General features: G+C 65.3%; 12 protein-coding genes. 9 read left to right on the top strand and 3 right to left on the bottom strand.

The genetic code is table 11. The annotated features are described in order from the left end of the window. The 7 genes from EJ072_RS23450 (at position 1) to EJ072_RS23420 (ending at position 6,489) form a co-directional block, all read left to right on the top strand. Entirely contained in the window at positions 1 to 1,050 is a 1,050-nt protein-coding gene (locus tag EJ072_RS23450; protein ID WP_126081511.1) for a flagellar hook-associated family protein, read from the top strand. A 31-nt stretch (positions 1,051 to 1,081) separates the two neighbouring features. Further along, positions 1,082 to 1,429, top strand: a complete 348-nt coding sequence (gene flaF, locus EJ072_RS23445) for a flagellar biosynthesis regulator FlaF (protein ID WP_042640513.1) — start codon at positions 1,082 to 1,084, stop codon at positions 1,427 to 1,429. After that, on the top strand, positions 1,426 to 1,863 hold the full coding sequence (gene flbT / locus EJ072_RS23440; protein ID WP_126081510.1) for a flagellar biosynthesis repressor FlbT: 438 nt from the start codon (positions 1,426 to 1,428) through the stop codon (positions 1,861 to 1,863). Before flaF ends, flbT begins: the two co-directional genes overlap by 4 nt. A gap of 1 nt (position 1,864) precedes the next feature. After that, complete coding sequence (gene flgD, locus EJ072_RS23435; protein WP_126059607.1) at positions 1,865 to 2,272, top strand: flagellar hook assembly protein FlgD; 408 nt, start codon at positions 1,865 to 1,867, stop codon at positions 2,270 to 2,272. Between the two features lie 128 nt (positions 2,273 to 2,400). Continuing rightward, on the top strand, positions 2,401 to 2,667 hold the full coding sequence (gene fliQ / locus EJ072_RS23430) for a flagellar biosynthesis protein FliQ (protein ID WP_040989996.1): 267 nt from the start codon (positions 2,401 to 2,403) through the stop codon (positions 2,665 to 2,667). A gap of 163 nt (positions 2,668 to 2,830) precedes the next feature. Then, the gene (gene asnB, locus EJ072_RS23425; protein WP_126081509.1) at positions 2,831 to 4,696 is read left to right on the top strand and encodes an asparagine synthase (glutamine-hydrolyzing); all 1,866 of its coding nucleotides are present in this window, start codon (positions 2,831 to 2,833) and stop codon (positions 4,694 to 4,696) included. A 149-nt stretch (positions 4,697 to 4,845) separates the two neighbouring features. Continuing rightward, complete coding sequence (locus EJ072_RS23420; RefSeq protein ID WP_126081508.1) at positions 4,846 to 6,489, top strand: MFS transporter; 1,644 nt, start codon at positions 4,846 to 4,848, stop codon at positions 6,487 to 6,489. Positions 6,490 to 6,501: 12 nt separating this feature from the next. On the opposite strand, the gene EJ072_RS23415 is transcribed toward EJ072_RS23420, so the two are convergent. From EJ072_RS23415 to EJ072_RS23405, 3 genes are all read right to left on the bottom strand, one after another. Next, positions 6,502 to 7,887 carry an FAD-binding oxidoreductase gene (locus EJ072_RS23415; RefSeq protein ID WP_126081507.1) on the bottom strand — a complete coding sequence of 462 codons (1,386 nt, stop codon included), beginning with the start codon at positions 7,885 to 7,887 and terminating at the stop codon, positions 6,502 to 6,504. A gap of 192 nt (positions 7,888 to 8,079) precedes the next feature. Continuing rightward, positions 8,080 to 9,861 (bottom strand): chloride channel protein, encoded by a 1,782-nt coding sequence (locus tag EJ072_RS23410; RefSeq protein WP_126081506.1) that lies wholly within the window; start codon positions 9,859 to 9,861, stop codon positions 8,080 to 8,082. Positions 9,862 to 10,074: 213 nt separating this feature from the next. Continuing rightward, complete coding sequence (locus EJ072_RS23405) at positions 10,075 to 10,374, bottom strand: putative quinol monooxygenase (RefSeq protein WP_126081505.1); 300 nt, start codon at positions 10,372 to 10,374, stop codon at positions 10,075 to 10,077. A 121-nt stretch (positions 10,375 to 10,495) separates the two neighbouring features. Here EJ072_RS23405 and flhA point away from each other — a divergent pair, with 121 nt between their 5' ends. Both flhA and fliR read left to right on the top strand, forming a co-directional pair. Beyond that, a complete protein-coding gene (flhA, locus tag EJ072_RS23400) occupies positions 10,496 to 12,583 on the top strand; it encodes a flagellar biosynthesis protein FlhA (RefSeq protein WP_126081504.1) in 2,088 nt (695 codons plus the stop codon). After that, entirely contained in the window at positions 12,580 to 13,332 is a 753-nt protein-coding gene (gene fliR, locus EJ072_RS23395) for a flagellar biosynthetic protein FliR (protein ID WP_126081503.1), read from the top strand. Before flhA ends, fliR begins: the two co-directional genes overlap by 4 nt.

Genomic DNA, 13,332 nt, shown 5'->3' with positions numbered 1-13,332 from the left:
ATGAAAGCGACAGGCGTTTCCTCGGCTGCCATATCCAACGCGCTGCGCTACCAGCAGGCGAAGATGCAGGCGGAGCTCATCAAGGCGACCAAGGAATCACAGACCGGCACGGTCGCCGATATCGGCCTGGCGCTCGGCAGCCGCACCACCCAGGCCGTCACCTTCCAGCGCGACCTCGACCGATTGAACGGCATTGTCGATTCCAACGCGCTCGTCACCGCGCGCCTGAAATCGACCCAGGATTCGCTCGGCCAGATCGCCAACAGCGCGCAGAGCTTTCTGTCCGCGCTGACCAGCGGCGTGTCGGGTGACTCCTCGACCAGCATCCTGCGGACCGCGGGCGCCTCGGCGCTGCAGCAGATGACGGGCATCCTCAACACCAGCGTCAACGGCGAATATCTGTTTGCCGGCACCAACACCGACGTCAAGCCGATCGACGATTTCAACGCCGCCGGCTCGCCGGCCAAGGCGGCGTTCGACGCCGCTTTCACCAGCTATTTCGGCTTTGCCCAGACCGACCCGGCTGCGGCCAACATCACTGCCGCGCAGATGGATAACTTCATCACTACGCAGGTCGAGCCGCAATTCCTGGGCTCCGGCTGGCAGGCCAACTGGTCGAGCGCCACCGACGAGCAGATCACCAGCCGCATTTCGCTCAACGAGACCACCCAGACCTCGGTCAGCGCCAACGACCAAGGCATCCGCAAGCTCGCCATGGCGGCCGCCATGGTCAGCGGCCTGATGACGGGCAGCATCAGCGAGGCCGCGCAGAACGCGGTCGTCAGCCGCGCCCAGGCACTGGTCGGTGAAGCCATCGGCGGCATCACCCAGATACGAGCCGAGACAGGTATTGCCCAGCAGCGGGTGTCCGACGCCAGCGACCGCATGAAGACCCAGGTCGACCTCTTCGAGAAGCACATTGTCGACCTCGAAGGCGTCGATCCGGCGGAAGCAGCAACCCGCGTCGCCGACCTGACACAGCATATCGAGACATCCTTTGCCTTGACCGCGCGTTTGCAGCAGCTCAGCCTGCTCAACTATCTGACTTGAACACGTAAACCGGAACGCCAGAGCGCCGACGATGTATCAATTCTCCTACGCCGACATCCAGACCGACTCCGTCGCCGACGCCAAGGACCGGGAGCGGCAGCTGCTCACCCGCTCGATCGACATGCTGGCGGCGGCGGCCGCGGTCGGCACCGACTCCATGGAGGCGGTCGAGGCGCTGCATTTCACCAACCGCATCTGGACCACTTTCGTCGAGGATCTCGGTTCCAGCGACAACGCGCTCCCCAAGGAGCTGCGCGCCAACCTGATCTCCATCGGCCTGTGGCTGCTGCGCGAGACCGAGGACATCCGCCAGGGCCGCACCAACAATTTCGAAGGATTGATCGAGGTCTCTCAGATCATCCGAGACGGCATCCAATGACCAACACGCTGAAGATCTCGCTGAAGCCTAACGAGAAGATCTACATCAACGGCGCTGTCATCCGCGTCGACCGCAAGGTCACTATCGAGCTGATGAACGATGTGCAGTTCCTGCTCGAAAGCCATGTGATCCAGGCCGACCAGGCCTCGACGCCGCTCAGGCAGCTCTATTTCATCGTGCAGATCATGCTGATCAACCCGGCGGGCGCCGCGGAGGCGCGCGACATGTTCCGCCGCTCGCTGCCGATGCTGATCGCGAGCTTCGAAAACCAGGACATCTGCAACCGCCTGAAGCAGATCGACCGCATGGTCGGCGAGAACGAGATCTACGAGGCGCTGAAGGCGATCCGCGCGCTCTATCCGCTCGAGCGCAAGGCGCTCGAAGGCACTGACGAGATTCCCGAAGCGCCCCGCGCACTGGCTGTAGGAGCATAAGATGGCTGTCGACATGACGACAACGATCCCGGTTGGCGCCAACCAGGCCAGCCAGCAGACCTCGAAGACGGCGGTGGACTACCAGTCGTTCCTGAAGCTCTTGATCGCCGAGATGAAGAACCAGGATCCGACCAAGCCGATGGATTCGACGCAATATGTCGCGCAGCTCGCCACCTTCTCCCAGGTCGAGCAGTCGGTGCAGACCAACACCAAGCTCGACCAGATCATGCAGTCATCGGCGCTCTCGCAGGCCGACGCGCTGATCGGCCGCTCGATCACCTCGGCCGACGGCAAGACCACCGGCACGGTGGCTTCGGTGACGCTCTCCAGCAACGGTCTGATCGCCGTGCTGCAGGATGGCACCAAGGTCCCGGTCGGCGCCGGCGTCTCGATCAAGCCGGCCAGCTAAAGCATGTCTCCCTAAAGTGGGAACCGGTTTCGGGATAAAGACGTGCGTAAAACCAAAGACCTAAAGCGCATGGAGCGAATCCGAAGGATCGCGGCGCGCTTTAGTCTGACCGCTGGGGATGTACCCGCATGAATGAGGCCGATGCCCTCGATATCGTCCAGTACGCGGTGTGGACGGTTCTCACCGCTTCCGCCCCCGTGGTGCTGGTGGCGATGGTGGTCGGCATCGGCATCGCCCTCATCCAGGCGCTGACCCAGATCCAGGAAATCACGCTGACCTTCGTGCCGAAGATCGTCGCCATCATGCTCGTGGTGGCGCTGACCGGCCCATTCATCGGCAGCCAGATATCGGCCTTCACCAACGTTATCTTCGAGCGCATCGAACACGGGTTCTGACGCAAAGCCGCGACAGGCGTATAGTGGCCTGTTCGCAAGGCGCGAGATCGCTTGCGGCGACGTTTGTTGCGGCTAGATTGTAGCCGTGCCGGCATCGGCCGGCCTCTTTGTCGCAAACGGCGATTCAAGAAGCGATGCATCAGGCAAGAACGGCCGGCGGGCCATGTGCGGAATAGCCGGCGTCTGGCGAAAGCGCGATCCGATCGGGAGCGGCGATCTTTCCGATGTCGCGCGCATGATGCGGGCATTGGCGCATCGCGGTCCCGACGACCACGGCAACTGGAACAACGCCCGCTTGGCGCTCGGGCATCGCCGGCTGACCATCATCGACCCCTCACCCGCCGCGCGCGAGCCGATGCTGACCGCATCCGGCAACGGCGTGCTGTGCTACAATGGCGAGGTCTATAATTTTCGCGCGCTACGCAAGACGCTGGAGGCGGAAGGCCTGACCTTCCGCACGGTGTCCGACACCGAAGTGGTGCTTCAGGCCCTGCATCACTGGGGCCCGCAGAAAGCGGTGCCGCTGTTCGACGGCATGTTCTCCTTCGCCTATTTCGATGCCCGCGACGGGGCCTTGTGGCTTGCCCGCGACAGGCTCGGCATCAAGCCATTGTCGGTCGCCGACACCGGCGAGTGCTTGCTGTTTGCCTCCGAGGACAAGGCGATTCTCGCCTGCCATGACTTTGCGCGCCGGATCGACACGCGCGAGCTGACATTGCGGCTGGCCTGGCAGAGCCGTGATTCCAGCTACAGCGTCTTCGACGGCATAGAGCGGCTGCCGCCCGCCGGTCTCTGGAAGATTACCGGCGATGGCATCGAGAAGCGCCGCTTCTGGCATGTCCTCGATGTGATCGAGACGGCGCGCATCGCCAAAGACAAGGTGTCCGACGCCGAGCACATGGCGACGCTCGAGAGGCTGCTGGAGGAGAGTGTCGAGCTGCATTGCATCGCCGATGCCAGCCTGGCCACCGCCTGCAGCGGCGGCGTCGATTCCGGCCTGATCACCGCGCTCGCCAAGCGCTTCAGGCCGGAGCTGCACGGCTATGTCATCGACCAGAAGCTCGGCCGCAGCGAGGCGTCCGATGCCGAGCGAACCGGCCGCCATGTCGGTGTCGGCCTGCGCCGGGTGCCTTTCGACAGGAACCGATTCCTTGAGCTCTGGCCGCGTGCGGTCTGGCATCTCGAGACCGACGGCTGGCATGCCAGCCACGCGGCGCTGCTGGCGCTTGCCGAGCAGTGCCGCGCCGACGGCGTCAAAGTGCTGCTCACCGGCGAGGGCTCCGACGAGCTTTTCGGCGGCTACAAATGGCAGGCATCGACAATGCGGCTCTGGCGCCGCTCCTGGCTGCAGCGCCTGTTCCGCTCGAAGGCCAGACGCGACCGCAAATTCGCCGAACTACGCCGCGCGCCGTTCCGCAACTCGATCGGCCGCGGCTCGCCCTCCGAGCGCAGCATGGCGCTCAGAGCCCTGTCGCCCGAGCTGAATTTCCTGCAGATGAAGCTGTTCGACAGGCTGGACGGGGTCACGCCGCTCGACGACCGCGCCTTCCTGGCAAGCTGCTTCTACGACCTCTACTCGCATCTGCAGGACCTGCTGCACAGGCATGACCGGCTGAGCATGGCGGCGTCCGTCGAGCTCAGGGTGCCGTTCATCGAGAACCGGCTGATCGACTTCGCCCTCCATCTGCCGCGCAGGCAAAAATACCGCGACGGCACCGGCAAATGGCTGCTCAAGAAGGTCGCCGAACGCCATCTGCCGCATGAAAACATTCGTGCGGCAAAGATCGGTTTCGACATGGCCGATGCATTTTCGGCCGGTACGCAAGGGCTGCTGCGCGGCGGTCTGCTGCGCGACGCGATGAAATGGTCGTCCTCCGAGTTGGACGACCTGATCGACATGGCAAGGGGCCAGGAAACGTCACGCCTGCGGCTCGTCGGCATGGAAATGCTGCTCAGGCTCTACATGCGCGGCGACACCACAGGCGACCTGACCGAGGCCTTGCACGCCGAGACGAGTGGCGAAAAATAGCCCGGGGTTGGTCCAGACCAGCGAGATGCTTGGTTTAAAGCTTCGCCGACGCATTTTCGCCTTTGCCATCCTGTTGTTGGGTCTCACTCTTTGGCGAGTCGCCGGCCTCTTCGGCGTGGCGTGCCTCAATAGTGGACGAAGGCCCAACGATGATCGACCACGAGCCGGAAAGCGAACGCGTCTCCGCGCTGGCGCCGTTCCGGCACGGCATATTCCGAGCCGTATGGGCGGCCAGCCTCGTGTCGAATTTCGGCGGCCTGATCCAGGGCGTCGGCGCCGCCTGGCTGATGACCACGATCGCCACCTCGTCCTACCAGGTGGCGCTGGTCCAGGCCTCGACCACCTTGCCGATCATGCTGTTCGCGCTGGTCGCCGGCGCCATCGCCGACAGCTTCAACCGCCGCAAAGTGATGCTGGTGGCACAGGCCTTCATGCTGGTCGTCTCGGCGCTGCTGACCTTGTCCACTTGGCAAGGCTGGATGACGCCGTGGACGCTGCTGGCCTTCACCTTCCTGATCGACAGCGGCACGGCGCTGAACAGCCCGTCATGGCAGGCTTCGGTCGGCGACATGGTGCCGCGCGCCAAGGTGCCGGCGGCGGTCGCGCTCAACTCGCTGGGCTTCAACATCACCCGAAGCGTTGGCCCGGCCATCGGCGGCGTCATCGTCGCCGCCGCGGGTGCCGCGGCCGCCTTCGCCGCCAACGCCATCAGCTATATCGGCCTGATCGTCGTGCTCGCCCGCTGGAAGCCGGCGCTGCCCGAGCAGACCCTGCCGCGCGAGTCACTGGGCGCGGCGATGGGAGCGGGCCTGCGCTATGTCGCCATGTCGCCCAACATCGCCAAGGTGCTGGTCCGAGGTTCGGCTTTCGGGTTCAGCGCCGGCGCGGTGCTGGCGCTGCTGCCGCTGGTGGCGCGCGACGTCCTCAAGGGCGATGCGCTGACCTACGGCATCATGCTCGGCGCCTTCGGCATCGGCGCGGTCGGCGGCGCGCTGATCAGTGTGCGATTGCGGCAGCTGCTTTCCAGCGAGGGGATGGTGCGCATGGCCTTTGCCGGCTTCGCGCTCTGCGCCCTCAACGCCGCGGTCAGCCACAATGGCTGGCAGACATCAGCGGGCCTGCTCATCGGCGGCGCCTGCTGGGTGATCGCGCTCTCGCATTTCAACGTCACCGTGCAGATGTCGACGCCGCGCTGGGTGGTCGGCCGCGTGCTGTCGATCTACCAGACGGCGACCTTCGGCGGCATCGCGCTGGGCAGCTGGATCTGGGGCGTCGTCGCCGACGCGCATGGGGCGGAGACCGCGCTGATCGCGGCGGCGATCGCCATGCTTGCCGGCGGTGCCATCGGCTTCGTCCTGCCGTTGCCGAAGCAGACGGTTCTCAACCTCGATCCGCTCAACCGCTTCAAGGAGCCGACGCTGTCGCTCGATCTCAAGCCGCGCAGCGGCCCGATCGCCGTCATGATCGAGTACATCATCCGCGAGGACGACGTGCCGGAATTCCTAACGACCATGGCAGAGCGCGGCCGCATCCGCCGCCGCGACGGCGCCCGCAACTGGACGCTCGCGCGGGATCTCGAAGATCCGTCGGTCTGGATCGAGCACTACCACACGCCGACCTGGGTCGAGTACATCCGCCACAACCGCCGCGCCACCCATGCCGACGCTGTGGTCGGCGAACGCATCCGCGCGCTGCACAGCGGCGAGAACCCGCCGCGCGTACGCCGCATGATCGAGCGCCCGACCACCGCTGGCACAGCGCTTGTCTCGCCTAAGGGGCCGATCGATCACTGATCTTCTGGCCGATCAATGGCCTGTGATGCTGTCGGCGAGGGCGGCCAGCCTTGACGTGTGGCCGAGCCCCGCCGCCTCGCGCTGGTCGGCGATGCGGTAGAGCTGATACATCGAATGCACGCCCAGCCAGCGGAACGGCTCCGGCTCCCAGGGCCGCACCTTGCGGTTGACCCAGGGCAGCCGCGTGAGTTCGGTATCCTGGCCAAGCACCAGATCGGTCAGCGTGCGCCCGGAGAGGTTTGAGCTCGACACGCCGAGCCCGACATAGCCGCCGGCCCAGCCGATGCGCGTCGCCGGGTCGAGCCCCACCGTCGTGCACCAGTCACGCGGCACGCCGAGCACGCCGCACCAGGCGTGATCGATGCGGCACCCCGCGGTCTGCGGCAACAGCGTGGTCAAGATCGTGTGCAGCTGGTCAATCGTTACCTGCTGTGTCTGGCCGTTGATGTCGGTGCGCGAGCCGTAGCGATAAGGCACGCCGCGCCCGCCCATGGTGATACGTCCTTCGCGTGTGCGCTGGGCATAGCAATAGGCATGCGCGGCATTGCCGAGCAGCTCGTGCCCCTGCCAACCGATCTTGTGCCAGAGCTCTTCCGGCAGCGGCTCGGTGACGATCTGCGCGCTGTTGAGCGCCAGCCAGGTCCGTTCTTCCCCTGGGATGCCGGCCGTGAACCCTTCGGTGGCGCGGATGATGATTTCGGCCCGCACCGTGCCGCGGTCCGTGGCCACGATGCCCTTGGCAATGGCGGTGACCGTTGTCTTCTCATAGATGGAAACGCCGAGACGCTCGACCGCCGCCGCGAGCCCGCGCACCAGCTTGGCCGGCTGCACGCGCGCCTGGCCGCGGATGACGAAGCCACCCATGACATTGCGGATGTTGATGCGCGCCCGTGTCGCCTCGGCGTCAAGCAGCTCGATCCGTTCGGGATCGGCATCCCAGGAGCGGGTCGTCTCGCATTCCTCGCGCACGCGCTCCAGCTGCGCCGGATTGGTGGCGACCGTCAGATTGTCGACGCGGCGGATATCGGCATCGATGCCCTCTTCCGTCGCCACCCGGATGACCTCGTCGACGCAGCCGGCCATCGCCTGCTGCATGGCGGTGACGCCCGGGCGTGTCGAGGTCTTCAGATATTTCTCGCGCGACCAGCCGAAACCGCCCGACAGCCAGCCGCCATTGCGCCCCGAGGCGCCGAAGCCGGCGAACTCCCGTTCGACGAGCACGATGCGCAGCGATGGCTTCGCCTTCTTCAGATAGTAGGCCGTCCAAAGCCCGGTATAGCCCGCGCCGACGATCGCGACATCCGCCTCGATGTCGCCTGGCAAAGGCGGACGCGGCGCGGGGATGGCGCCCAGATCCGCGTACCAGAACGAGATGTCGCCGTTGCGCTTGACTTGCATGATGGCTTCCAGGAGTGACGTCTTAGAGACCGTTTCGAAATTCGCTCCGGCGAGTCATATGGTGGTGGTTTCGAGAACCGGAGCGGAGCGGACATTCAGGTCCGTGAGCACCGGAAGCGCAGAAAACGCCATCAGATGGCCGGCGGAGTGGATTTTCCAAATGGCCTCTTATTGGCCGGGCTGTCGTTCGGGTCAACCTTCGCCCGACAGGTCGCGCCGCGCCTTGTCGAGTTCCTCGGCGTAGCGGCGCATCAGATGGCTTTCGGTGAGCAGGCCGAGAACGATGCGCTCGTCGAAATCCTCGACCACCGCCAGCTCTTCGGCGCCGGTGCGTTGGAAGGTCTCGGCCGCGGTCTGGACATTCATCGAGGGCACCAGCACCGCGTCCTTGAACTGGGCCAGCGCGCTCACCGGCGTCTCGCCGTCGGAGCGGTCGCTGTGCAGTTCCGGCACCAGCAGCATGCCGACATACTGGTCGGCATGCTCGACGGCGATGACGCGCTGCGCCGAGCCGAGCGGGACCTCCTTGCGGAATTCCGAGAGCGTGGTCGAGGCGGGAATGGTGCGGACGTCCTTGCGCATCATGGAGCCGACCGTGAGGCTGCGCATCCAGCCGACGTCATGGGCGCTGCGGATCGTCTCGCCGCGCAGATGGAAGCGCCAGGTCGAGAAGGAGTAGCCGAAGGTCTCGCGCACCAGGATCGCCGACATGATCGAGGCCGCCAGCACCACGCCGGTGAGCGTCAGGTCGCGGGTCGATTCCAGCGCCAGGAACGTCATGGTCAGCGGACCGCCGACGACGCCGACCGCCAGCGAGGTCATGCCGACGACGGCGGCTACCGCCGGGTCGATGCCCACCGACGGCGCGGTCATCGCCATGACGCCCGCGAAGACCTTGCCGAGCAGCGCGCCCAGGAACAGCGAGGCGAAGAACAGGCCGCCGCGGAAGCCCGAGCCGAGCGAGATGGCCGAAGCCGCCAGCTTCATCACGAAGACGCTCGCCACGACCGGAAGCGCGTAATTCATGGCGAACTCGCGGTGCAACGCGCCATGGCCGCTCGAAAGCACCTGCGGCGTGACCAGCCCGAGCAGACCGACGAAGATGCCGCCGATGAACGGCCTGACCGACGCGTCGATCGACAACCGCACGAAGACGCGCTCGACGATGCTGACCAGATGCATGATGGCGATCGAAGCCGCGCCGCCAAGCAGGCCCAGCAACAGGAACGGCACATACTCGCTGGCGGTCAAATTCGGCAAACCCGACAGTTCCAGCGGAAACGGCACGCCGCCGAACATTTCCGCCGTCAGCGAGGCGCAGATCGCCGCCGCCATCACCGGCGCCACATTGGCGACGGAGTAGATGCCGATGACCAGCTCGAAACCGTAGAAGGCACCGGTCAGCGGTGCGTCGAAAGCGGCGGCGATCGCACCGGCGGCGCCACAGCCGACCAGGATGCGCACGTCGTTGCGGCGCAGCCGGAAGGCGCGGGCAAGCCGGGAAGCGATGCCGGAACCGATCTGCGTGTAGCCGGCTTCCAATCCGACCGAAGCCCCGAAGCCGGAGGAAATCATCGTCTGCGCCACGATGATGAACGTGTCGGTGAGCGACATGCGCCCGCCATAGAGCGCGTTGGCTTCGATAGGGTCGACCGGGGTACGGAATTTGAACCGCCTGAGCCAGATCACCGAAAGCCCGAGCAGCAGGCCGCCGATGGCGGGGAACATCGCCTGCACCGGATCGGCGAGCGAGAACATTGCCGAAAGCCGGCCGCCCGGCTGCACGTCGAACAGCAAATAGTGCATGCCTTGCACCAGCGCGCTCATGCCGGTGACCAGCGCGCCCGCGATCGCGCCGACCATGCCGGCCATCAGCACGATGACGATGCCGCGCGCCTCGAGCACGGGGATCGAGCTGATCAGCACCGCGCGAAGCCGGCGGGCGTAGACTCGTGGATCGTTTCTGGCAGGCAAGTGAACGGCTCGCCGGTATGCGGAAAGAAAACAGCTGCCATGGGTGATACGCGCGGTAACTATGCCGTGGCAACCGCAATGCCGACCGCTTGTGGCGCCAATTTGACGGTGCGTGAACCACGCGCCGGGCGCCTCGAACCAGGTCTGGCCCTGGCTGTAGGTAAGCGGGCGGGCAGGGTTCCTACCCACCTCCAGCCTGAAAGCCGCCCGCTTTCAGGTCGGCGCGCCGCCATCCGTCTCGAAAAGCGTAAGCTTGCGATCGCCGATGCCGAGCTCAGCCCAGCTCGCGCGCCACTCGGCGATATGCGCCGATTTGAAATGCGCTTCGAGCGCGGCGCGATCGCTCCAGGCTTCCGAAACATGGATGAGCCCGGCGTCCAGCACATCCTGCGCGTAGGAATAGTGAAGGCAGCCCGGCTCGGCGCGGCTTGCCAGGATCATGCGTCGCATTGCTGGCCTTGCCTGCTCAAGCCTGTCTGGTGGCAGCCGAACCGTGCCGATGATCAGCAGCATGCGATTTTCCTTCCGCCGACGGGATCGAGGCGGCGTAGCCGCTCTCCCACCTTCGCGCAAGCTTGGAGGATTACGGTCAAGGGCCTGACCTGTGCGTGGCGGGTCTTGATTTGGGGACGACATGGCAATCAGCGAAACACTACCGTCCGGCGTGGTGGCGAAGAACGGCCGCGATGTGTTCTTCGCGCTGGGCATCGTCGTCATCCTGGCCGTGTTGTTCCTGCCGATCCCCGCCTTCCTCATCGATATCGGGCTCGCCTTCTCGATCGCGCTCTCGGTGCTGATCCTGATGGTGGCGCTGTGGATCCAGCGGCCGCTCGACTTCTCGTCCTTCCCGACCGTGCTGCTGATCGCCACGATGCTGCGCCTGTCGCTCAACATTGCCACCACCCGCATGATCCTGTCGCACGGCAATGAGGGCACGCATGCCGCCGGCTATGTCATCTCGGGCTTCTCCAAGCTGGTGATGTCGAGCGATTTCGTCATCGGCCTCATCGTCTTCATGATCCTGATCGTGGTGAACTTCATCGTCATCACCAAGGGCGCCACCCGTATCGCCGAAGTCGGTGCGCGCTTCACCCTCGACGCCATCCCCGGCAAGCAGATGTCGATCGACGCCGATCTCTCCGCCGGCATGATCGACGAGAAGACGGCGCAGCTGCGCCGCCGCGAGCTGGAGGAAGAATCCTCCTTCTTCGGCTCGATGGACGGTGCCTCGAAATTCGTGCGCGGCGACGCCATCGCCGGCCTGATCATCACCGCCATCAACATCGTCGGCGGCATCGCCATTGGCTATCTGCGCCACGGCATGGGCCTCGGCCAGGCCGCCGATGTCTTCATCAAGCTGTCGGTCGGCGACGGCCTCGTCACCCAGATCCCGGCGCTCATCGTCTCGCTCGCCGCCGGCATGCTCGTCTCCAAGGGCGGCACGCGCGGCTCGGCCAACCAGGCGGTGTTCGGCCAGCTCGGCGCGCATCCGCGCGCGCTCTATGTCGCGGCCTCGCTGCTGGTCATCCTTGGCCTGATGCCCGGCCTGCCGCTGTTCCCCTTCTTCGCGCTCGCCGGCGGCATGGCCGGCCTCGGCTATATCATCCCGCTGCGCCACAACCGCGCGCTTGCCGCCGCCGAAGCCTTGAAGACGCAGGAGAAGGCGAACAAGGTCGAGGAGGAGAAGAACTCGGTGAAGGCTTCGCTGGTCACCGCCGAGATCGAGCTGCTGATCGGCAAGCAGCTGTCGACCCGGCTGATGGTGGCGCACCAGGAACTGGTCTTCCGCATGTCGAAGATGCGCAAGAAATTCGCCCAGCAATATGGCTTCGTCGTGCCGGAAGTGCGCGTCGCCGACGACTTCGCCATTCCGCCGAAGAGCTACCAGATCAAGGTGCATGGCACGGTGGTCGCCGAATACCAGATGCGCGTCGGCGAGATCATGGTGCTGCTTGGCACGCGCGGCGTGCCGGACATCCCCGGCGAGGAAATCCGCGAGCCGGCCTTCGGCATGCGCGCCTATTCGGTGCTCGAAACCTTCGCCGAGGATCTGAAGCGCGAGAACTTCACCTTCGCCGACAACATGTCGGTGCTGCTCACGCATCTCTCCGAGGTGATCCGCAACAACCTGCCCCAGCTTCTCTCCTACAAGGACATGAAGGCGCTGCTGGAGCGGCTCGACCCCGAATACCGCAAGCTCGCCGACGAGATCTGCACCTCGCACATCTCCTACCCCGGCCTGCAGGCGGTGCTGAAGCTGCTGCTCGCCGAGCGCGTCTCGATCCGCAACCTGCACCTGATCATCGAGGCGATCGCCGAGATCGCGCCGCATGTGCGCCGCACCGAGCAGATCGTCGAGCATGTGCGCATCCGCATGGCGCAGCAGATCTGCGGCGACCTCTCCGAAGGCGGCACGCTCAAGGTGCTGCGCCTCGGCAACCGCTGGGACCTCGCCTTCCATCAAAGCCTCAAGCGTGACGCCAAGGGCGAGGTACGCGAGTTCGACATCGATCCGCGCCAGCTCGAGGAGTTCGGCCAGGACGCGACCAAGGCGATCCGCAAGCATCTCGAGGCCGGCGAGCGCTTCGTGCTGGTCACCGCGCCCGACGCGCGGCCCTATGTGCGCATGATCATCGAGCGGCTGTTCACCACGCTTCCCGTTCTCAGCCATGTCGAGATCGCCAAGGGCGTCGAGATCAAGGTGCTCGGAACGATCTCGTGAACGCGCTCTCGCAAGGCGTCGTCATCGCCGCGTTCCTCGCCTTCTGCCGCATCGGCGCCTGCTTCATGCTGATGCCCGGCCTGTCCAGCGCGCGCGTGCCGCTGCAGATCAGACTGTTCGTCTCGGTTGCCGCGACCGGCGGCCTGCTCGCCTTCCTGTGGGACCGCATCTACCCGTTCGTCGATCCGCGCCCGCAGGTGCTCGCGCCGATGATCGTCTCCGAGTTGCTGGTCGGCGGGCTGATCGGCGCCATGACCAGGCTTCATATGGAAGCGCTGCGTTTCATGGGCTCGGCCATCGCCACGCTGATCGGCTATGGCGGCTCGGGCGGGCCGGCGATCGAGGAGCCGGAGCCGCAGGCAGCCCTTGCCGCCATCATCTCGTTCTCGGCCCTGCTTCTGCTCTTTGTCTTTGACTTCGACCACGAGATCGTCAAGGCGCTGGTCGCCTCCTACCAGGTCGCGCCGGTCAACGTGTTCTTCAATCCGCAGGCGGCGCTGGTCGACGTCACCGACACCGTGTCGGACGCCTTCTTCCTGGTCATCCGGCTCGGCAGCCCCTTCGTCGCCTATGCCATCCTGGTCAATCTGACGATCGGCTTCGTCAACAAGCTGACGCCGCAGATCCCGGTCTATTTCATCTCCCTGCCCTTCGTCATCGCCGGCGGTATGATCATCTTCTATTTCGCCGTCGGCACGCTGCTGTCACTCTTCGTCGACGGCTTCGTCGACCTCACGCTGGCGAGATAG

The organism is Mesorhizobium sp. M2A.F.Ca.ET.046.03.2.1, from assembly GCF_003952425.1.
In the GTDB taxonomy this organism is placed as follows: domain Bacteria; phylum Pseudomonadota; class Alphaproteobacteria; order Rhizobiales; family Rhizobiaceae; genus Mesorhizobium.
Note: the sequence above shows the minus strand (reverse complement) of the source record. Positions and strands in the feature narration are given on the sequence as shown.

Excerpts from the sequence above, each read along its gene's own strand:
- asnB (WP_126081509.1), top strand. The coding sequence starts at position 2,831 with ATGTGCGGAATAGCCGGCGTCTGGCGAAAGCGCGATCCGATCGGGAGC.
- flhA (WP_126081504.1), top strand. The coding sequence starts at position 10,496 with ATGGCAATCAGCGAAACACTACCGTCCGGCGTGGTGGCGAAGAACGGC.
- fliQ (WP_040989996.1), top strand. The coding sequence starts at position 2,401 with ATGAATGAGGCCGATGCCCTCGATATCGTCCAGTACGCGGTGTGGACG.
- EJ072_RS23420 (WP_126081508.1), top strand. The coding sequence starts at position 4,846 with ATGATCGACCACGAGCCGGAAAGCGAACGCGTCTCCGCGCTGGCGCCG.
- EJ072_RS23405 (WP_126081505.1), bottom strand. The coding sequence starts at position 10,374 with ATGCTGCTGATCATCGGCACGGTTCGGCTGCCACCAGACAGGCTTGAG.
- EJ072_RS23450 (WP_126081511.1), top strand. The coding sequence starts at position 1 with ATGAAAGCGACAGGCGTTTCCTCGGCTGCCATATCCAACGCGCTGCGC.
- flaF (WP_042640513.1), top strand. The coding sequence starts at position 1,082 with ATGTATCAATTCTCCTACGCCGACATCCAGACCGACTCCGTCGCCGAC.
- flgD (WP_126059607.1), top strand. The coding sequence starts at position 1,865 with ATGGCTGTCGACATGACGACAACGATCCCGGTTGGCGCCAACCAGGCC.
- EJ072_RS23415 (WP_126081507.1), bottom strand. The coding sequence starts at position 7,887 with ATGCAAGTCAAGCGCAACGGCGACATCTCGTTCTGGTACGCGGATCTG.
- flbT (WP_126081510.1), top strand. The coding sequence starts at position 1,426 with ATGACCAACACGCTGAAGATCTCGCTGAAGCCTAACGAGAAGATCTAC.